Below are 19667 nucleotides of genomic sequence, written 5' to 3' on the forward strand. Positions count from 1 at the left end.
CCAATTCCAGATCCTTTAATAAATTAATCGCGATATTAATCACTTTAAATATTAATTCGGCATCCTTTTTATAATAATTGGGGTCCTGGAGTGGTTCTTTAGTACTACTAACGGTCCTATCTTTTTACCAACCCAAAAAAGTTGAAGCCAACAATACCAAATTTGCTGTAACAATAATACTTGTTATTATGCATCCCGCAAAATTGGTTATTGGTTTATTCACAAGGTCACCCATAATATCCTTACGTTTTGTAATAATTAGCATTGGAATTATTGCAAAAGGCAGTATAAAACTCAATACAACCTGGCTCAAAACAAGTGCTTTTATGGGATTTAGTCCTATAAAAATAATTATCATTCCAGGCAGCATGGTTACAAATCTTGTTACATTATCACTAATTTTGATCCCTACAAATCCCTGCATTATTGTCTGGCCAGCCATGGTTCCTACCGCTGAAGATGAAAGCCCTGAAGCAATCAAAGCAAGCCCGAACGCACCGCTTGAAGCAGCACCCAGCAAAGGATACAAAGATTTATGAGCTTCCTCTATGGAATTTACAACTACTCCATTTCTAAAAAATACAGCAGCGGAAACCATAACCATTGAAGCATTTACGATAAAGGCGATATTCATGGCTATAGCTATATCAAACCTCTCCATCTTAAAATGCCTTTTTCTGTCTTCTGCCGTTAAATCTTTATTTCTATGCTGTACAAGTTGAGAGTGTAGATATATTACATGGGGCATTACAGTTGCACCAAGCATCCCTACTGCTATAAGAACTGCTTCACCATTCGGCAGGGACGGCATCAATACATGCAATCCGGCTAAATTCCACTCAGGTTTTGCCAGGAATATCTCAATAGTGTATGATATGCAAATAACAGCCACTAACAATGAAATTATAACTTCCACAAATCTTTGCCCATATTTTCCGATATAGACGATAAAAAAAGTGAGAATTACTGTGATTAAGCCTGCATAAACCATCGGAATACCAAATAGCAGATAAAAGCCAAGAGTACTACCAATAAACTCTGCAAGGTTGGTAGCCATTGCAGCAAGTTCTGCCATAACCCATAAGCACCAGTTTGTTTTTCTTGAAAACACCCTTCCGCACATTTGCGGCAGGTTATATCCTGTGGCAATACCAAGCTTTGCAGATAATGACTGCAAAAATATTGCCATAATATTGCTCCATAATATAACCCATAAAAGGTTATAATTGAATTTAGACCCTCCGCTTATATTTGTCGCAAAATTTCCTGGGTCTATATAAGCGACACTTATTACAAACGCGGGTCCAAGAAACTTCAGCATAGATCTTAAATTCAAAGCATTAGTGCTAAACCCGGCAAGCGGAACACTTTTTTTAATAAGCTGCTCATGCTTGGCATCAACCGCCTCGGCAAAACTTTCTTCATACATTTTAAACACCTCTTTAACTATATGTGTAGATCTTAACTATTCCCTTGAGAATAACTAAACTTGAACTTCCGCTATAATTTTGCTTTAGTGTTGACTTAACTCGTCAACATCCGCGTAAAAAACGGAAGTAATTTTTTATTCATGCCTTAGTCAAGACTAATATTGTTTACTTAATCTACAATATGTGCAAGAGGCCAAATATGTTACTTGCTGCAAAACTTTATAAACTCAGAAATGACAATAAAAAAAGAAACTTGTTAAAAAGTTTCCTTTTTATGAAATGCTCTAATTCAAAGAGAATTTTTCATATTTCTCCTTAATGTCCGGATTATCTCGGAGAAATTTATTAAACTTATCGAATTTATCCAGAGTTGTTGATGAAATATTATGTTCAATAAGCTCTGTTTCAGCAAGTATATCTTCCTTAACACCAAGATTATCAAGGAAATCCTCAATAATAGTATGCCTGTGCAATAAAAATTCTCCAAGTTCCTTTCCATTATCAGTAAGGAAGATTATCCCATACTTTTTATATTCAATTAATCCCAATTTATTTAACTTTTGAACCGCTTTAGTTGCTGATGGAGCTGCTACATTAAGAAGCTCTGCAAGGGTATTTATACGCATATAGCCATCCACCATAACATTCCTGTAAATCATCTCAAGATAGTCTTCCATGGCGGAAGTAAGTAACTTTTTATTATGCTCTAATAACTGATAGCCGCGAACTGTATGAAATTTTGATCCTTCCTCCATAAAATCACTACCTTATATGTACTTAGAATTCCTTAATTACAGTATAATGCAAATTAGACCTCCGCTTCCTTCATTAATGATTTTTGTCAATGTCTCCTGGAGCTTTAATTGTGCATCCTCAGGCATCTTACCCAACTTATTGTTAAGGCCTTCAGTCACCAATTCATGAAGTGATTTTCCAAATATATTGGATTCCCAAAGCTTCTCAGGATCACTTTCAAATTCCTGCAGCAAATAATTTACCAGTTCTTCAGACTGCTTTTCAGTTCCTACCAAAGGAGCAATTTCAGTCTCAATATCCGCACGTATCATATGCACTGAAGGAGCACTTGCCCTAAGCTTTACGCCGAAACGGTTGCCTTGTTTGATAATTTCCGGCACTTCAAGGGAAAGTTCATCAAGCTTTGGAGCCACGACTCCATAGCCCTTCTCCTTTACTTCATGCAAAGCATATTCAAGTCTGTCATATTCCTTCTTTACTCTAACCAGCTCTTTCATTATTCCAATCAGCTTATGTTCTCCTTCAATGCGCATACCTGAAGCTTCGCTGAGTGTATTGTAGAACAATCCATCAACAGCAAAAATATCCACAAACACACTTCCGTCTCCAGGATTAATCCTGTCTATGGAAGCCTTCTTTACAAATTCATATTTCTCAAAAAGAGCCATATTGTTTTTCAGCTCTCTCATTTTTCTGACATCAGCAAAAGTGTCTTTTACAGCATTAATCATATCTGCTTTTATTCTGTTTCCCTCTTCCAATGTCTCAATCCAGGCAGGTATGTTTATGCTTATCTCCGTTACAGGAAATTCATATAATATCCTTTCCAGGATAACACTTATATCTTCTATTCGAAGCTGTGCACAGTTTACATTAACAACAGGCACTTTATATTTATCTTCCAATTCCTCTTTTAACCTGATAGTTTCCGAATCATATGGCTTAATTGAGTTTAAGACAATTACAAAGGGCTTGTTGATTTCCTTAAGCTCATTTATAACCCTTTTCTCGGTTTCAACATACTCCTCCCTTTCCAAATCGGTTATAGTACCATCAGTAGTAACAACAATCCCTATTGTAGAATGTTCGTTTATGACTTTTCTGGTGCCTATTTCCGCTGCCTCTCCAAAAGGAATCTGGTAATCATACCATGGAGTTGTCACCATACGGGGAGCATTGTTTTCAAGATATCCTAATGCACCTTTAACTAAATATCCAACACAATCAATCAATCTTACTTTAAGCTGGATATTTTCATCAACTACTATTTCAACTGCTTCGTTCGGTACAAACTTGGGCTCAGTGGTCATTATAGTACGACCTGCTGCACTCTGTGGGAGTTCATCTCTTGCCCTTTCTTTCTGGTACGAATTCTCTATATTGGGTATAACCAGCAAATCCATAAACTTTTTGATAAATGTTGACTTACCGGTTCTTACTGGTCCCACTACTCCCAGATATATGTCACCCTGTGTTCTTTCAGCTATATTCTGATATATGTTGTATTTCTCCAAACCCAATCCCCCCTACATAATTTACATATAAGCTATAGCTTATTTTGTACTTTGTCTATATAAATATATGCCTGTTATTGGGTTATATTACAAAAATTATACAGAAATTATTTCTTTAATTTTCTTCTATCTGGTTTGAAAGTTTATACCATCTCTGCACACCATTTTCAAGCCTAAAATAATGAATAATATAAGGAACCAAAAGCATCATCATAAATATGTCAAGTAATAAAAATGCAAAATGAGGATGCATTACCGTAATACCGAAAGAAATCATCAGGAACAAACCAAAAAAGAGTGTTACCAGCAAATGAACCAATCGTTCATGCTGCATAAATTCAATCTGCTTTTGATGGTATTGCTTTATATTGCTCCAATCGCAGTTATTATTTTCACTCTCCAGCAGTTTCAGGATGTGTTTCTCATGAGAAATAAGATACTCGTACATAAACGCCTCCACATGTATTAATTTCTTTATTTTACACAATTATACTTTTTATTGATTTATTTAGTTTTTTATGTTATTATATACATATTATTTATTTCCTGTAAATAATTTATAGCTTATTGCAGTTTACCTCACCTTTACCGCTTATTTAGCGGTATTTTTTTGTTCAGAAAATTATGCAGTTTTTTAATTTTAGAATTTTATAACTTTATAGAATACAAATAGAAACAGTAAGATCGCATTTAATAAAAATACAGAGCTTTCAGCAAAGCTTCCGAGCAAGAGATATGCAACAAATACACCTATAATTCTGCCGGCATTATTTATCACATCTCCAATACTCATTACTCTTGCCATATAATTCTTATTTATAACTGACTGGAGTCTGGTTCCAATCAATATACTGCAAAATGCAAGAATTGTCCCTTCAAAAAACTGAAGCATCAATATGGTATAAAGTTTTTCAGTAATGCTATAAAAGAACCATATCCATGAAACTACAATTGCAGAAATAATTATATAAATATCCATCCTTTTATTGATTTTTTTATTCAATAAAAAGGCAAGGAGCATTGCCAAAAAGTTTGTGCCGTTGAAAATGGATATCATAAGCCCCCACTGCCTTTCTGTTATCCTTAAGGTATCGAAAGCAAATGGAAAAAAAGCTATATTTATTGATGCTCCTGTTGAACAAATAACAGTGCTCAAAAAAATTAAGTTCTTTATTTGCGGGACACTTTTAAAATAACTAAAGCCATTCTTTATATCGGCTATTACTCCCACAGTTTTATTTGTTTTTATATTTCTACCTGTATTGCTATCATGAATGTTTTTATTTTTAATAATAAGTATTAGTACAGCTGAAAAAACATATGAGAAGCTATTCACATAAAAAGCTATATCCGTACCAAATTTAACCACAGCCAAACCCGCAGCAACCGGGCCTACAAGAAATGCTACACCTGAAATACCCATTATTAAGGAATTTGTATAAAGCAGCTCACTTTCCCTTACAATACAGATTATTAACTTTCTTTTTGCCGGGTTGTAAAATATATCCACAATAGATAAAACCAGCAACAATACATACAGTTTTTCAGAGCTGTGATTTCCAATAAAGAGCAGAACAATCCCGCTTCTTAGTGCATCCATAATCAGACACACATATTTTGATTTAAACTTATCTCCCAGATACCCTGCAAATGGAGACAATAAAAGACATGGAAGCTGGGATAATATTATTCCAATTATAGCAGATAATCCCGAACCTGTCACCTTGACCAGCATTGTAGTTGATGCGATAAATTGAAATGCATCGCCTATATTGGAAATTACCTGGCCTAATAATATCATAATAAAAGATTTGTTTCTAATAAGACTTTTCAAATTAGTATTTATAATAAACGCATCCCCCGGTAAATTATTGTTAGTCATGATCTTTATATTCTTATTTTAGTCGGTAAGCCTTTATTACCATTTTGCTTCAAATGGAATATTGCTTATGTTTTTATCATATTCTCTCAATGTACCAATGAATACGGATAAAAAAGGATATATAACTATGAGAAGAAAAGGCTCGGGGGGAAAAATATGTCTGTTTTCTTTCTTGCATTATTCGGAATGATATGCTGGGGCATTGCTCCCATTTTTGCAAAGATTGGCCTAAGCAATACAAATCCAACAGCCGGTTTAGCCATTCGCACTTTATTCGCTGCCGGTCTTATATCCAGTTGGGTTATATGCAGTGGTTCTTTACCTCAGTTAAAAAGCATTACACCTAATTCATGGATCCTTATAGGAATTGAAGCTATCCTTGCAACTTTAGTGGGTGATCTGGCCTATTTTGCCGCAATAAAGAAGGGTGAAGTTTCATTTGTTACTATAATAATGTCCAGCTCACCTTTAGTTACTCTGGTTTGTTCAACAGTGTTTCTGGGAGAACAGCTCACATTGTTAAGAGTAGGCGGTGCCCTTCTCATATTACTTGGGATAGTACTTATAATGTAAAAACGGAATCCCTTGCGATTTTGAAACCTTGATTGTTGTGGTGAGAAATTGTGGTGTATAACACACCATAATTTTAATATATTAAATATTTTCAATGTATTTTTTAAAATGCCCATATATATGCTATAATCATTATGCATTATTGATAATGGAACAAATACCATACATGGAGGATTTATGGCAAAAGCATATTTGGTCAAATCAAAAGAAAAAAGGGTGGAATATGGACACCCATGGATATTTAAAAGTGATATTGAAAAAATTGATGGTGATTTTATAGGAGGGGATGTTGTAGATGTCTACAGCAGCAAAAACAAATTTCTCGGAAAAGGTTTTATAAACCCAAAATCACAAATCACCATAAGGATGCTGACTTATGAAGATGAGTCAATAGATTATGGATTCTTATATAAAAGGATTTCCGATGCCTGGGAATACAGAAAAAAAGTAGCTGATCCATTAAGCTGCAGAGTAGTTTTTGCCGAATCGGACTTTCTGCCAGCATTGATAGTGGACAAGTTTTCCGACTATCTTGTGGTTCAAACATTGGCACTAGGCATTGATCGCTATAAAGAACAAATTGTAGATATTTTAAATGATATCATAAAACCGGCTGGAATATTTGAAAGAAATGATGTTCCCGTAAGAGAACTGGAAGGCCTGGATCAAAAAAAGGGATACCTCTCTAAAGAATTTAACACCAAGGTTCTGATGGTTGAAAACGGTGTTAAGTTCAATGTTGATTTGGAAAACGGTCAAAAAACCGGTTTCTTCCTTGATCAGAAGGAGAACAGAGCATCCATAAAGCCCTTTGTAAAAGATGCCAAGGTTCTGGACTGTTTCTGCCATACAGGCTCTTTTGCACTGCATGCAGGTTATTACAATGCCAAAAGTGTTCTCGGAATAGACATATCCGAGCATGCTTCACAGTTTGCATATGAAAATGCTTCACTAAACGGATTGGAAAATGTCTGCCGCTTCGAGACTGCAAACACATTCGATAAGCTAAGAGAGTTTTATGACAATAAGGAAAGGTTTGATACCATCGTTCTAGACCCTCCTGCATTTACCAAAACAAAAGGGGCTGTTGAGGGTGCTGTAAGAGGATACAAAGAAATAAACCTCAGGGCTATGAAAATTATTGAAAGCGGAGGTTACCTGATTACCTGCTCCTGTTCTCACCATGTAGATCCCGACCTGTTCATGGACATAATATACAGCTCTGCCATTGATGCAAAAAGAAAGGTGCGTCTGGTTGAATACAGAACGCAGGCAAAAGACCATCCAATATTACTTGCATCTCCTGAGACCCAGTATCTCAAATGTGCAATTTTACAGATAGTATAGCATACCCATAATTTCCTAAACATTAAAAAAGAGCTGGCAGCATATCATTTCTGATCCGCTGCCAGATTCTATATTATCAATTCGTTTTAAATTCGTTTTAAATTCGTTATTTATTCAGCTCTGCAGCACCCTTAACTTTATAGTTTGTCAAGGATGTTCCATCCCAGTTGAAAAGCATTGTTCCATTCTTAGCATTTGTCATAGCTGAAGAGTTTTGGAAGTTTAATGTAGTTTGCTGCTTCTTTAATACCTTGAAGTTAAATACAGCTACTGAGCCTGTAGACTCAGATTTTCCGCTCTTTTTATAAGCTTCCATATTTATGTATGCAGAACCGTATGTTAAAGTTCCATTAGCCACATCGTTGTTTGCCATTGCTGTCGGTGAAAATTTACCTTTTAAGAGTGTACCTTCGTCTGGAAGGGATGTATCTGTAAAAGCTGCATTTGAAGCAGTGTCTATAGGTTGAATAACTTCAGGATCATATTTGAGGTTTACCTGAAAACCTGCAAAACCATAGAAATTTTTAATATTTACTGTAGCTTTAACAATATCGCCAACTTCTGCATTATTTTTATCAAGAGTTATATAGACTTCAGGAGTATCTATAGTAATCTTTTTTGTTTTTGCATCCCAATTAACTCCCATTTCCATAGCTTCACTTACAAAGCGAAGAGGTACATATGTACGGCCAGTTGCAATCTTGGCTGGAACATCCAACTGAACCTTATTGCCGTTTACTTCGGCATTTTTTTCACCGATTATTATTTTTATGTTCTTTGAACCATCAGGAGCATTCGATGCATAAACATCATCAGTAACTGCAGTTGTGTCTTTAGAATCCCCCTTAATGATAGTAACAGTCTTAGTGCTGGCATCCCAGCCAACCTCTGCCCCTAAAGCTTCAGCTATTGCCCTGAATGGAACCAACGTTCTGCCACCTTCAATAAAAGGTTCAGCATCTTTGAAATCAAGCTTGTCCCCGTCAACAAAGACGGTAATTTGAGAACTTGCCGAAAAACTCATTAAACTTAGTGATAGAATTGCAAAAACAAGAAATATAGAAGTGATCTTTTTCATATAACCTCTCCTTTAGATTAATTTATTAAATTTACATGAGGATAAAAAGACTAACAATATAATTTTATCATTAAATTGCTTCCAAATCAACAAAATAAAGACATACAATTACCTCCAGCATTTTCTTATCCCATGTTTAAATCCAAATAGCATCCTAATCCTCAATCTTATTAATTTTTTTGATCCAACCCTGGTTTTCTGCAAATTTTCTAATCTTTAAAGCTATTTTGTCAAAAAACCTTATGACTTTAATACATAATACCTTAATCCACTTTGTAAATACTATCCTTTTTAGAGTATAAAATTTTGCCTTCCTTTTTATCTTAATATCTTCGATGAGATCTAATCCTACAACTTTTGCTTTGGCTTTTAGTTCTTCATTATCTGCAAGGTCCCCCATAACTACCTTATCGACAGTACTCTCATAAAGTAAACCTGATACTATACCGTTTCCCATAAAGCTGCTATGGCCTAAGGTAGCACAGAACCTGGCTATCTTTTTACTGTTGCTAACAGCACTGGTAGAAACTCCTACTATGTATTTATTCTCGAAAAACCTGTTATTTACACTGGTATAAGCTATTCTGTTAATAAAAGTTTTTATTTGAATAGTGGGTTTTCCGCTATAGTAAGGACTGCCTATAACTATCCCATCTGCATCAAGCATTTTTGCTTTTAACTGCATAAAGTCATCCTCTTGACCCTGACAGTACTCACAGTCCTTTAAATACTTTATGCAGGCAGAACACTCGCCTATAACATAATCCTCCAAATGTAGACTTTCACATTCTGCACCTGCTTCTTTACAAACATCTAAAACCATGTCGATCAGTTTTGCTGTAGAACCGTTCCTGTTTGGACTACCGTTTATAGCAAGAATTTTCATCTATTCCCTCCAGTTGATATGTTACAAACTACATCTTTTATGCCTCATATCTCATTAATCAACTAAATGTCAGCATTAATTACAATCCTTAGAAACTCCCACAATGCACTAATCAGATCAAATCAAAAAATTATTTATTATTTTAACCATAAACCCTATATTAAACGTTGCTTATAATATACGGATTCGTAGTTTTTCTTATAATTCTATATAATTATATCAATAACACTTATTAACTTCAACAAATAATTAGGAGGTTCTACCCGCTTAAATACATTTTTTCTACAAATTAACAAAATTCAAGTATTTTCTTGAAGCAGGTATTAGCTGTTATTATTCTATTTTGCAGAAATTTAAGTTAAAACAGTTCTTAAGAATAAGTGGAAGAAATACTTTTTGTACTTAAGTCTAGTATGGATAATCCCATTGGTAAATTTACATATTGATTTTAATATTGATTTTAATATTATTTCAAACTTTTTTAATGTTTTTTCTATAAGCAACTAAAAGTAATAAACAACCTAGAATCAGTATAACAAAGTTAAGATATGATATGCGTTGGGCAGCTATAGCTGATACTATACTAAATATGATTAATGTACCTCCTGCTGTTGCTATAAAGCTCTTAGGCTTAGCACTTTCACCCATAATAACACCTCTCATGATATTTTTATTATTCATTATGGCCATTTACAGAAGTGTTTAATCCTAATTTATATATATTCGAGAGTTCTTGTAATAAATCCTTTTGATGTACATTTTTCATTCGAAAGTTATATCTTTTTTGTTTTCTTATCCCCCTTACACTTATCCCCTTTCAATAAATTTATTGTCCCATACACAAATGAAGTTTAAGCTTTTGTACAGCAAAAGAAAAAGTCCTCGAAATCGTTTAATTTCAAGGACTTCCACATTTTAATACTGATGGTCACTACTGGAATCGAACCAGTGACCCCTTGCATGTCAAGCAAGTACTCTAACCAGCTGAGCTAAGCGACCAGATACATTTACTATTATATATACCTTTAAATCTTTGTCAAGATAAATTTTTCTGCATAGTTATAGATCTTCTTCCTTTAAATCCAGCTCAAACCCATAATAGAGTAAAGCTATTATTCTTTGAAACATAAACATGGAAATAGAATAAGCAAATGACAAAACAAATGGAAAAATAAGCACCTTGCTTGATGAACCTGCTACCATCAGAGTCAAAAGCAAAAGCACAGTTACAGGAAATAAAAATTTGGCTATTAGGCTTAGTAATCTCATTTTATAACCTATTGTAACATTTTTGCTTGCAATTATCGATTCAAATAAACCGCTACTTTTATCTGATATATAGCAAGGACAAAATATAACAGTTAAATAAATCAATACTGCCGGCAGAAGGAAATATATAGTAATGGAAGCAACAAATAAGACAATATTTATAATTGATGCAGCAAATAAACCGATAAACTTTTCCCAGCCGGGAATCATCATTTCTTTTAAGGAGTATTTTTCCCCTTTTAAGTCTTTGATATATGCTGATAAATAAATTAAATAGCATATATTTGCTATAATCAATCTTATGAATATAAAAACACCTTTATAATAACTCAGTGCTTCAGGAAAAGGAATATATTCGAAGGCAAATAAAACTATTAAGGTTATAACGAATAAAATGGGTGTCAAATACTCATTCTTTATACTATAAAACCTGAATGCTTCGGGTATATAAAACCTTAAATCCTTTATCTTATCTTGGTTTGGCTCGTTGCTCATATTTTTCCCCCACAACATAGGATAACCAATTAACCCAGTTTAATTCTAAATTATTATTATATAAATCATAAAATGTTATGTCAAGGAATTATATGGAAAATAATAAAATCACAATGTGAGAATCCTAGACATAAAAAACACTTTAAGCCTTTTTATCTTAAAGTGTATGTATAATTTAATTAATCTATCATTTTCCACTAATTGGTATAGTATATAAATTCAATCAATATCCGTATCAGCTGTGAATATTAGCTATAGTAATTATAAAATATGTAGAGAGTATGAGCATTACTCCAAATATAAGTGCAATAGTTCTATGATAAATAATTCTTCTAAATCCAAACATAAAACCTGCCTCCTTACAACAAATCCAATCCTCGGGTGTGTAGCATTCACCATAATTTCCTAGAAATAAGCAAAAAACAAATAAATACTTAAGTACAAAAACATCCTCAAATAATAATAATTAATTATAATAAGATTTTTATTTTTTAACTATAAATATTAATGGATATGTGACAAACTAGTTTATTGAAATGGGAATAAAATTGAAGAAGCAAGTGCGAACCCCTGGAGGTCAAAGAAAAGTAGTATTTGAAGCTTTGATAAGTCAATACTATCTAATTTGCAGGGCTCAAAATAATGAATTAATTTCCACTCTATAATTATTGTATCACTTTTTTATAGTTTTTTCAATTGTACATTTAGTCATATTTGCTATTTAACTTTCAAATAGTCCATAAATCATATAAAAAGTTCCGTTTTTATGGTTCCCTCAATAAGAAAAATTAAAACTTCAAATATGTGTAAATTCCAGTAATAATCCCTTGAATTTATAAGCACTTTGCAATTGATCCTTCGAAATCTCAACTCTGCCTACAAGCGGATCACCAATTATAAATTTGTCTCCACTCCTCCCCAAAAAAACAACTACATGTCCAATCCCTGAAACTTCAACATCAAGGATAGCAGGAGCACTGATGCCTTTCAACTCTTTAGATACCTTGCAGCTAACTCCCACCCCATTTTCCCTTGCATATCTTACAATCTGGGAGAGGCTTGTACCAGACCTGCTGGTATATAACAGTTTTGCCATCTGGGCTTCTGTCTTTTTTTGTCCAAAATAATAATGTACAGTAGCCATACATGACGGAGCACATGTGAAACTCTCAGATTGGATGCAAACATTATCTCTCCACTCATTCTTAAAGCCGTTGTAATTTACCATTACAGGAAAATAATTAATATATTGAGGTATAATTATTAATATGCTTATCATGTAAAAGTACTTTTTATACTTATTTAATATAACATTATTTTTGAGGTTTGTTTCATTAATTGCAAAACCAATAAACAATCCTATAAACACTGTTAAAAGCTCTACTCCCTTTACGGCTTTAAGTTCAATCATCCATGCTGGTGTATAGAATACCGGTAATATTAGAATAACAATAGATGGTAGACTCACAAGAAAAAATATTGTCCATAATAAAATTTTAACCTTTTTGTCTTTTGTCTTTTTTGAAACCTTGTTTCCTGCTATAATCATAGCTAATGACAAGGCAATGTTAATCAAAAATTGTATCCCCATATATCTTCCTTTTATCCCCACTAAGTATATTACAAGCAATTAATCTTTAAGTGATTAATCTTTACATTTGCGTATATGCCAAATGCAAGATTAATCACACTTTTCACATTTATGCAATATTTTAGCTATTCCTTAGCACTTTAACTATATTGAACATATTGTCTAACACCTGCCAGTTTTGAGGAAATGACTCGCCTAGTACCCAGTAACTTACTCCTCTTAGCCCATACTCAACTGCTGTCAGGAATTTAGCCCTCACACTTCTTGCATCCTCAAACCAGACTATGTGCTCTTTTCTGTCTTCGTCATAATAATTGAAGTATGGTGACTGAGCTTCTCTATCATATTTTACTATAGAACCGTACCTGGATGCAGTACTTAAAGCTTCCTGCAGACTTATCCTCGGGCAAAAGGCCCTCCCTGTACGAATGGAAGCTTCCAGTCATAACCATATAAAGGCATACCCATCATTATCTTCTTTCTCGGTATTACAGAAACTGCATAATCCAGCACCCTTCTTACTGAATCTATTGGTGCTACAGGTAAAGGCGGCCCTCCTGACCATCCCCACTCATAGGTCATAATTATAACAAAATCCGCTATTTCTCCGTGGGCAGGATAATCATGTGCCTCATACCATTCCCCAGCTTGCTCTGCTGAAGTCTTTGGTGCAAGTGCAGTTGAAAGAACGTAATTATTTGCATGCAATCTATCTGCGGCTTTTCTCAAAAAACTATTGTACAATTCTCTGTCTGCAGGAAAAATTCTCTCAAAATCTACGTTCAACCCATAGAAGCCTTTACTCTTCATTATATCTATTATATTATCCAACAGCTTTTGGGAAACAGCATCATCTGCCAATATTGAGTGTGCAATTTCACTACTGAAATTACCATCACTAAAATTGGTTATTGCCATAAGGGGTGCAGCTTTATAATTTGCTGCTGTGTTCCTAATGGCCGTATCGTTTATATCCTTAATTGTACCATCACTGTTTACCATATAACTAAAAGGAGTAATATAAGTGAGATATTTACCTACCTCATTTACAATTTCAGTCTCTCTTTGGGCTGTAGAAGGCTCAATATAGGCATTAACTTCTATATAACCGTAGTTTTTTCTTAGTTCCGGGATTCTTAATGTCATTCCCACTTGAAGCACATAAGGGTATGATATACCGTTATACTGTGCTAATGCTTCATATCTGATTCCAAATCTGTTTGCGATAGACCAAAGACTATCGCCAGGTCTTACTGTATATGCTGTTTCTGTCGTTGGAATAACCAGTGCCTGACCTATTACAAGAGCAGGAACTTCATATAATTTATTAACAGAACTGATAGAATCCATACTAACTCCAAATCTCCTTGATATGGACCATAAGGAATCTCCAGGCTGTACAACATATATTGTCAATATTTCCACTTCCTAATCAATCTTTCCCATATCATAATATTCACAAGTTGAAAAAATGACAATAATTAATGGTGTAATATACACCATAATTTAATAAACACAAATAAAAAACACTTTATACGTTGATTATCAGCCATTCAAATGTCCAAATAATAGCCATTCACCAACTGTTCTTTAGTATAAAGTGTTTTATCATTTCTATGAATTATATACTTTAAAATTATTTAGTAATTTTTAATCATACCTTAACTTATTTATCTTTTACCGTTTTTGAAGCTTTTGAAGATGGTTTAGTAGAAGCTTTTGCTGTTGATTTAGGATCTTTTTTAGCAGTTGAAGCCGCCTTTGTCTCCTTTATTTCATCAGTAGATTGACTCTTTGACTTAGTTGAACTTTTCTTTTCAGTTGTAGCTTTTGCTGTCTTTTTTACTTCTTTGGGTTCATCTTCATTTTCTTTTTTAGTAGTGGATTTAGCTGTAGACTTTTTTGCAGCTTTCGCCTTTCCTGTAAATACAAACGAGTAATTCATTGATGAGTTATTGTCCCAGTTGTCTGCACTGTCTTTAAATGAAATATTCAGATCATCTGGAAGTGCTATTTTGAATGTCCCTTTAAAAACGCCGTTTTCATTTTCCATTGGTAAAAAGGCTTTATCCAACCACTCTTTACCATACCCAATATGCAGGAAAATCTGATCTGCACCGCTTTTTGCCAATATTCCTTCGTAAGTTATTGTTACCTCGTCCCCAACACTCAAGGAATAGTCGGAAATTAAAACACCGTTTTCTGCATATGGTTGAGAATTTAAACTCATTAAGATCACCTCAACATTAGTATTGTAGTTAATTGCCTAGCATTTCATCCATTCCTTACTGCCTTTTAAACACTGATAAAACCAAACTTAAGTGTTAACGTTATAAAGTTTTCAAAATACACTTACAAATTATGTGCACTGACCTATATTATTATACCATAAATCTAATAAAAAACAAAACATTTTTGTATATGGAATAAATATATATGTCCACATCAACTGTCTAATAAGTCTCAAAACCCTTATATATAACCCTTTCAAGAGTCGGATTTATGCCTAATGCTTCTTTTAATCTTCTATACTCATCCATGGCTTTCCTATTCTCGTTCTGTACTTTCTCCGCAATAAGCATAAGGTTTTTAGGGGTTTCAAGGGGTGAGATATATTCGAGCATAGAAACTTTATATCCCTTTCCCTCCAACAGTAGAGCCCTGATACCATCAGTCAGCACATCTGCCATTCTTGCCTTTAAAATACCATGCTTCAATACCTGGGAGAAAGGCTCATAAGTATATTGATTCAATATTTCTTTTTGGCAGCATGGCACCATAACTACAGCTTCAACATCATTATTCACAGCAACACCTATTGCATGATCGGTTGCAGTATCACATGCATGGAGGCTGATTGCCAGATTTATCTTGTGGTCTGGCCTGTAATTTCCAATATCCATTATTTTGAATTCCATGTTGTTATAACCAAGGTTTGAAGCCATTTTTCTTGAGGCATTAATAACCGTTTCTGAATAGTCTATACCGATAAAATAAGACTTTTTCTTAAGCACCTCAGTTATGTAGTAGTTTAGTACAAATAAAAGATATGACTTTCCGCACCCACAGTCAAGAACTGTAATAGTTTCATTTTTTTCCGAAAGCCTTTTTAATAAACCATTGAGTATTTCAATAAAGTGGTCTATCTGATTGTATTTGCGAATCATATCGTTTTTAACTTTTCCATTATCGCTTAATATTCCAATTTCCTTTAAAACATCGTCAGCTTGACCAATTTTTACCAGGTAATCACGATTGGCAATTTTGGATGTCTCGTTGTGATACATATTCTTCTCATCATCTGTATTTTCTTTAGCATTAGTTTCCTTAACGCTCATTTTTACATTCTTATTATCAGCTTCAATATAGATGGTAGTTCCTCTTTCTTCATATAACACCAGTGCCGTCTCATAATTTTCAGCAAACTTGGCTATCCTTGCAGAGAGCCATTCTATCTCTCCAATTTCAGTCTTACCATTAAAATTTATTTTAAGTTTGCCATTTTCCAAAGAGATGCTTGCCTGATATTCCTTAGTTCCTGACTTAAATTTAACATTTATTCCTTTAAAAAAATCAACTCTGTCCTTTATCCTTTGCTCAAGCCCTGATAAGAAGAGCGACAGCTTTCCAATACTTTGCTTATTCATCTTTATCCTTCTCCTCCAGTCCTTTTCCTGCAGAATTTCTTAAAACAGTCAATTCCTCATCTGTTAGTTCTCTGCACTCACCGGGCTTCAAACTTTCATCAAGTAGTATTCCTCCCATTTCAATTCTCTTTAGAAACTTAACTTCCTTTCCTAAAGCCTCAAACATTCTCTTAACCTGATGAAATTTGCCCTCAACTATGCTAAGCTCAATTTCCGAAATACTTCCAGATCTTATAATATGTAAAAGAGCAGGCATTGTCTTATATCCGTCATCTAGTGTTATACCTTTACTGAATTCATCCTTGTCAGACTCTGTAACATTGCCGTCAATTAAGGCATAATATTTCTTCTTCACATGTTTTTTGGGTGATAACACCTCATGGGCAAGTTCGCCATCGTTAGTCATTATGAGCAGTCCTTCCGTGTCAATATCAAGCCTGCCAACAGGAAAAAGGTCGTAGTGCAAAACCTCCTCCGGCATAAGCTCAACCACTGTTTTGTGTCTTTGATCAAATGTTGCACTTATAACACCCTGAGGCTTATTTAACATAAGGTATATAAACTCTTTATAGTTTAAAACCTCACCGTTAATTTCAATGACACTTGAATTAGGATCAACGTGAATACCACTGTCCCGTGCAACCTGCCCATCTACTTTTATCAAACCGTTTTTAACCATTGCCTTTATTTCTTTTCTTGTCCCATATCCAAAATTGGAAACAATTTTGTCCAAACGCTGCGTATTTCTCATTATTGGTCCTGCTTTCTGTAAAGTTTATTTTGGAAGTAATATTTCGATCATGACTTAGTCATGTCGAAAATATAACTTCCCGTATAATTTCGCTTTCGTGTTCACTTAGCTCGTGAACACACGCTCAAAACGGGAAGTAATATTTCGATCATGACTTAACACATTCTTCTCCATCCCTTGGGGTACTGGTTCTTTATGACTCCCCCACTGCATTTGGCCCAACCCAAAGTATACCCGTCAACACAAACGCAGGTTAACCCATCATCCTGTTCTTCCCTTATAAGTGTTTCGCCCTTTAAATAGCTTAACACCTCGTTTGATGATGAGCTAAGTTCTAATACATTATTAATATCTTCTTTTTTCAAAGAAATAACCATGGAATGGGAAGGGTTAAATTTCCCTTTGTTAAACTCACCTAAATACCAACCGAATTTGGCAATCTTAAGTCCATCAAGGGACGGGGTTTCAAATGGCAGGCAGTACAAATGACTTCCCATCAGTTCAAACCTTCCTTTTATTTCACAATTAAAATTATTTGCTGTGAATCTGAAAAACTCATCCAATAAAGCCTTATCCAGCTTTCCAGAGGCATTCATCCCTAGCCTGTCATGTTTTCCATCATCGTCAATACTTTCGCCTTTTCTAAGCATTGCTGTAAAGTGGCCTTCACCATCCAGCTTGTGGGGCCACAGTCTGGAAGTCTTTAATAAACTTATGTCTCCATCAGACCACTCGGGCCTCCCGTCATCTATACCTCCACACTTGGGAACATCACATATTGTATAGTCGCTGTGCTTTTGCAAAAACTCTGAAATCATCATTTCATCCTCTTCTGGAGAAAATGTACAGGTAGAATAAATCAAATATCCACCAGGCTTTAAGAGCTTATCTGCACTTTCCAGAATATCTCTTTGCATTACAGCACATTTGTCGGATTTAAAATTGCTCCAGCTTCTCTGGGCTTCCTCATCCTTTCTGAACATACCCTCACCTGAACAGGGGGCATCTACCAGCACCTTGTCAAAGAAGGCACCAAACCTTCTTGCCAGATTATCCGGAGTTTCATTGGTAACTACAGCATTCTTAATCCCGCACAATTCAATGTTCTTTACCAACGCCTTTACCCTGTCGGCATTTATATCATTTGAAACCAAAATTCCTTTTCCTTCTAATCCTGCTGCCAGCTGAACAGATTTTCCTCCAGGTGCCGCACATAAGTCAAGGATGCGTTCACCAGGCCTGGCATCAGCTACAAATCCGGGATACATGGCACTAGGCTCCTGAATATAATAAAGCCCTGCATTATAATATGGATGCTTTCCGGGAGAGTAGTCTCCACTGTAATAAAAACCATCTTTTGTCCAGGGTATTGGTGTAAGCTTAAATGGAGAAATTTTTATAAAATCCTCAATACTTACTTTTAAGGTATTTATTCTTAATCCATAAAACCTGGGTTTTTCAAAGGAATTCATGAAGAGTTTGTATTCCTCTTCACCCAAAAGGTTTTTCATTTTTTCCAAAAACTCTAAAGGTAATTTCATATATAGCTCCTATAAGATTATCTTAAGATTATATTTGCCAAGTTAATTTTCATTATTTGTCCAAAACTGCCCATGCAAATTTTCAATATATTATAACATATAATGCACCAGCAGTTACAATTCAATATTATAAGTAATTAACCTTATAATGTATATTATTTATTATTAAAATAAAAAGGAATTTTAATTATGTCTGTAGAAATTTAAGAGTGTGTAGAAAGTGATTAATATTAATATAAGTAAACCATTTAATCCGGAAGGGGTATTTTTTATGAAAAGAGTTATACCTTTTGTTGTGATTTTATTCCTTTTTATAACTGTTGTAGTATCTGCTGAGAACCTCAATAAGTACAACGGATATGATATTGTCAAAGTAAATATCAATAATAAGGAACTTAGTCTTGATGTTCCAGCCATTATAATGAATGGAAGGACTCTTTTACCTTTAAGAAAAGTAGCTGAGGCTGTAAATGGTATAGTTACATGGGATGGTGCCAGTAGAACCGCCAGTATATTAAAACCTCAAGTAAATATCATTTTTGCTGAAACTAAAGACGGGTCTACTGTATCCGGAGAATTATCCGAAATCATTCCATTTTGGACAGCAAATGACAGATACTTATCCCATATAAGCATAGGTGGTTTACCAACCGGAAAATATGTATTATACTGTGGAATTTACAAATCTGATAAAAACAATAATATAGACTTAACCGCTCCAATAGACACCAAACCGGAATACACTATAAACGCAGCCGGTCCAAATACACCTGCCTGGTTTGCTCTTGCATGGGACAAGGCTAATATTAAGGAAGCCGGGGTATATTCATTTGTTGTTAATCTAAAGGATAATGAAGGCAATTTTAACCCCATTGCCATATACAATATGGAACTTAAATAAGGAATC

The 19667-nt window shown here is 34.5% G+C and carries 19 protein-coding genes and 1 tRNA gene; 3 read left to right on the forward strand and 17 right to left on the reverse strand.

Translation table 11 applies throughout. The annotated features are described in order from the left end of the window. Nucleotides 1-124: 124 nt before the first annotated feature. The 5 genes from Bccel_RS08955 to Bccel_RS08975 form a co-directional block, all read right to left on the reverse strand. Nucleotides 125-1429, reverse strand: coding sequence for an Nramp family divalent metal transporter (locus Bccel_RS08955; protein ID WP_036938051.1), 1305 nt, complete (start codon nucleotides 1427-1429; stop codon nucleotides 125-127). Nucleotides 1430-1714: 285 nt separating this feature from the next. Then, nucleotides 1715-2185, reverse strand: coding sequence for a metal-dependent transcriptional regulator (locus Bccel_RS08960; RefSeq protein WP_036938055.1), 471 nt, complete (start codon nucleotides 2183-2185; stop codon nucleotides 1715-1717). Between the two features lie 36 nt (nucleotides 2186-2221). Beyond that, the gene (gene spoIVA / locus Bccel_RS08965; protein ID WP_036938057.1) at nucleotides 2222-3700 is read right to left on the reverse strand and encodes a stage IV sporulation protein A; all 1479 of its coding nucleotides are present in this window, start codon (nucleotides 3698-3700) and stop codon (nucleotides 2222-2224) included. 115 nt (nucleotides 3701-3815) lie between these two features. Continuing rightward, nucleotides 3816-4148 (reverse strand): hypothetical protein, encoded by a 333-nt coding sequence (locus Bccel_RS08970; RefSeq protein ID WP_050753306.1) that lies wholly within the window; start codon nucleotides 4146-4148, stop codon nucleotides 3816-3818. Nucleotides 4149-4340: 192 nt separating this feature from the next. After that, the gene (locus tag Bccel_RS08975; protein ID WP_036938061.1) at nucleotides 4341-5582 is read right to left on the reverse strand and encodes an MFS transporter; all 1242 of its coding nucleotides are present in this window, start codon (nucleotides 5580-5582) and stop codon (nucleotides 4341-4343) included. Nucleotides 5583-5738: 156 nt separating this feature from the next. Here Bccel_RS08975 and Bccel_RS08980 point away from each other — a divergent pair, with 156 nt between their 5' ends. Both Bccel_RS08980 and Bccel_RS08985 read left to right on the forward strand, forming a co-directional pair. Continuing rightward, nucleotides 5739-6155, forward strand: a complete 417-nt coding sequence (locus Bccel_RS08980) for an EamA family transporter (RefSeq protein WP_036938064.1) — start codon at nucleotides 5739-5741, stop codon at nucleotides 6153-6155. A gap of 177 nt (nucleotides 6156-6332) precedes the next feature. Further along, a complete protein-coding gene (locus Bccel_RS08985; RefSeq protein WP_036938066.1) occupies nucleotides 6333-7502 on the forward strand; it encodes a class I SAM-dependent rRNA methyltransferase in 1170 nt (389 codons plus the stop codon). Nucleotides 7503-7608: 106 nt separating this feature from the next. Here the strand turns inward: Bccel_RS08985 and Bccel_RS08990 are convergent, their stop codons facing one another. The 12 genes from Bccel_RS08990 to Bccel_RS09035 all read right to left on the reverse strand — a co-directional run bounded on the left by Bccel_RS08990 (nucleotide 7609) and on the right by Bccel_RS09035 (nucleotide 18760). Then, on the reverse strand, nucleotides 7609-8580 hold the full coding sequence (locus Bccel_RS08990) for a stalk domain-containing protein (RefSeq protein WP_036938069.1): 972 nt from the start codon (nucleotides 8578-8580) through the stop codon (nucleotides 7609-7611). Nucleotides 8581-8734: 154 nt separating this feature from the next. Further along, complete coding sequence (locus Bccel_RS08995) at nucleotides 8735-9466, reverse strand: flavodoxin family protein (RefSeq protein WP_050753307.1); 732 nt, start codon at nucleotides 9464-9466, stop codon at nucleotides 8735-8737. A gap of 471 nt (nucleotides 9467-9937) precedes the next feature. Next, nucleotides 9938-10114 (reverse strand): hypothetical protein, encoded by a 177-nt coding sequence (locus tag Bccel_RS30195; protein WP_154673437.1) that lies wholly within the window; start codon nucleotides 10112-10114, stop codon nucleotides 9938-9940. A 277-nt stretch (nucleotides 10115-10391) separates the two neighbouring features. After that, a tRNA-Val gene (locus Bccel_RS09000) sits at nucleotides 10392-10465 on the reverse strand. 60 nt (nucleotides 10466-10525) lie between these two features. Beyond that, a complete protein-coding gene (locus Bccel_RS09005) occupies nucleotides 10526-11230 on the reverse strand; it encodes a hypothetical protein (RefSeq protein WP_036938072.1) in 705 nt (234 codons plus the stop codon). A gap of 796 nt (nucleotides 11231-12026) precedes the next feature. Continuing rightward, nucleotides 12027-12821, reverse strand: a complete 795-nt coding sequence (locus tag Bccel_RS09010) for a cysteine peptidase family C39 domain-containing protein (protein ID WP_036938075.1) — start codon at nucleotides 12819-12821, stop codon at nucleotides 12027-12029. A 121-nt stretch (nucleotides 12822-12942) separates the two neighbouring features. Then, nucleotides 12943-13080: a hypothetical protein gene (locus Bccel_RS32330; protein WP_338053602.1), complete on the reverse strand. Its 138-nt coding sequence runs from the start codon at nucleotides 13078-13080 to the stop codon at nucleotides 12943-12945. Nucleotides 13081-13217: 137 nt separating this feature from the next. Continuing rightward, entirely contained in the window at nucleotides 13218-14237 is a 1020-nt protein-coding gene (locus Bccel_RS09015; protein WP_338053603.1) for a glycoside hydrolase family 18 protein, read from the reverse strand. Between the two features lie 250 nt (nucleotides 14238-14487). After that, entirely contained in the window at nucleotides 14488-15051 is a 564-nt protein-coding gene (locus tag Bccel_RS09020) for a carbohydrate-binding protein (protein ID WP_036938079.1), read from the reverse strand. A gap of 223 nt (nucleotides 15052-15274) precedes the next feature. Next, a complete protein-coding gene (locus tag Bccel_RS09025) occupies nucleotides 15275-16468 on the reverse strand; it encodes a class I SAM-dependent methyltransferase (RefSeq protein WP_036938081.1) in 1194 nt (397 codons plus the stop codon). Then, nucleotides 16461-17219 carry a pseudouridine synthase gene (locus tag Bccel_RS09030; RefSeq protein WP_036938083.1) on the reverse strand — a complete coding sequence of 253 codons (759 nt, stop codon included), beginning with the start codon at nucleotides 17217-17219 and terminating at the stop codon, nucleotides 16461-16463. The genes Bccel_RS09025 and Bccel_RS09030 overlap by 8 nt, the downstream gene beginning before the upstream one ends. Before the next feature lie 155 nt (nucleotides 17220-17374). Then, nucleotides 17375-18760: an RsmF rRNA methyltransferase first C-terminal domain-containing protein gene (locus Bccel_RS09035; RefSeq protein WP_036938085.1), complete on the reverse strand. Its 1386-nt coding sequence runs from the start codon at nucleotides 18758-18760 to the stop codon at nucleotides 17375-17377. A 271-nt stretch (nucleotides 18761-19031) separates the two neighbouring features. Between Bccel_RS09035 and Bccel_RS09040 the strand changes: the two genes are divergently transcribed. Continuing rightward, complete coding sequence (locus Bccel_RS09040) at nucleotides 19032-19661, forward strand: copper amine oxidase N-terminal domain-containing protein (RefSeq protein WP_050753308.1); 630 nt, start codon at nucleotides 19032-19034, stop codon at nucleotides 19659-19661. Nucleotides 19662-19667: the final 6 nt, after the last annotated feature.

Source organism: Pseudobacteroides cellulosolvens ATCC 35603 = DSM 2933 (assembly GCF_001262605.1).
GTDB lineage: Bacteria > Bacillota > Clostridia > Acetivibrionales > DSM-2933 > Pseudobacteroides > Pseudobacteroides cellulosolvens.

Bases quoted from the DNA above. Each gene is read 5' to 3' on its own strand.
- Bccel_RS09020 (WP_036938079.1), bottom strand. From the start codon at position 15,051: ATGAGTTTAAATTCTCAACCATATGCAGAAAACGGTGTTTTAATTTCC.
- Bccel_RS09005 (WP_036938072.1), bottom strand. From the start codon at position 11,230: ATGAGCAACGAGCCAAACCAAGATAAGATAAAGGATTTAAGGTTTTAT.
- Bccel_RS08955 (WP_036938051.1), bottom strand. From the start codon at position 1,429: ATGTATGAAGAAAGTTTTGCCGAGGCGGTTGATGCCAAGCATGAGCAG.
- Bccel_RS08995 (WP_050753307.1), bottom strand. From the start codon at position 9,466: ATGAAAATTCTTGCTATAAACGGTAGTCCAAACAGGAACGGTTCTACA.
- Bccel_RS08980 (WP_036938064.1), top strand. From the start codon at position 5,739: ATGTCTGTTTTCTTTCTTGCATTATTCGGAATGATATGCTGGGGCATT.
- Bccel_RS08975 (WP_036938061.1), bottom strand. From the start codon at position 5,582: ATGACTAACAATAATTTACCGGGGGATGCGTTTATTATAAATACTAAT.
- Bccel_RS09030 (WP_036938083.1), bottom strand. From the start codon at position 17,219: ATGAGAAATACGCAGCGTTTGGACAAAATTGTTTCCAATTTTGGATAT.
- Bccel_RS09010 (WP_036938075.1), bottom strand. From the start codon at position 12,821: ATGGGGATACAATTTTTGATTAACATTGCCTTGTCATTAGCTATGATT.
- Bccel_RS08970 (WP_050753306.1), bottom strand. From the start codon at position 4,148: ATGTACGAGTATCTTATTTCTCATGAGAAACACATCCTGAAACTGCTG.
- Bccel_RS09040 (WP_050753308.1), top strand. From the start codon at position 19,032: ATGAAAAGAGTTATACCTTTTGTTGTGATTTTATTCCTTTTTATAACT.
- Bccel_RS30195 (WP_154673437.1), bottom strand. From the start codon at position 10,114: ATGGGTGAAAGTGCTAAGCCTAAGAGCTTTATAGCAACAGCAGGAGGT.
- Bccel_RS09035 (WP_036938085.1), bottom strand. From the start codon at position 18,760: ATGAAATTACCTTTAGAGTTTTTGGAAAAAATGAAAAACCTTTTGGGT.
- Bccel_RS08990 (WP_036938069.1), bottom strand. From the start codon at position 8,580: ATGAAAAAGATCACTTCTATATTTCTTGTTTTTGCAATTCTATCACTA.
- Bccel_RS08960 (WP_036938055.1), bottom strand. From the start codon at position 2,185: ATGGAGGAAGGATCAAAATTTCATACAGTTCGCGGCTATCAGTTATTA.
- Bccel_RS09025 (WP_036938081.1), bottom strand. From the start codon at position 16,468: ATGAATAAGCAAAGTATTGGAAAGCTGTCGCTCTTCTTATCAGGGCTT.
- Bccel_RS08985 (WP_036938066.1), top strand. From the start codon at position 6,333: ATGGCAAAAGCATATTTGGTCAAATCAAAAGAAAAAAGGGTGGAATAT.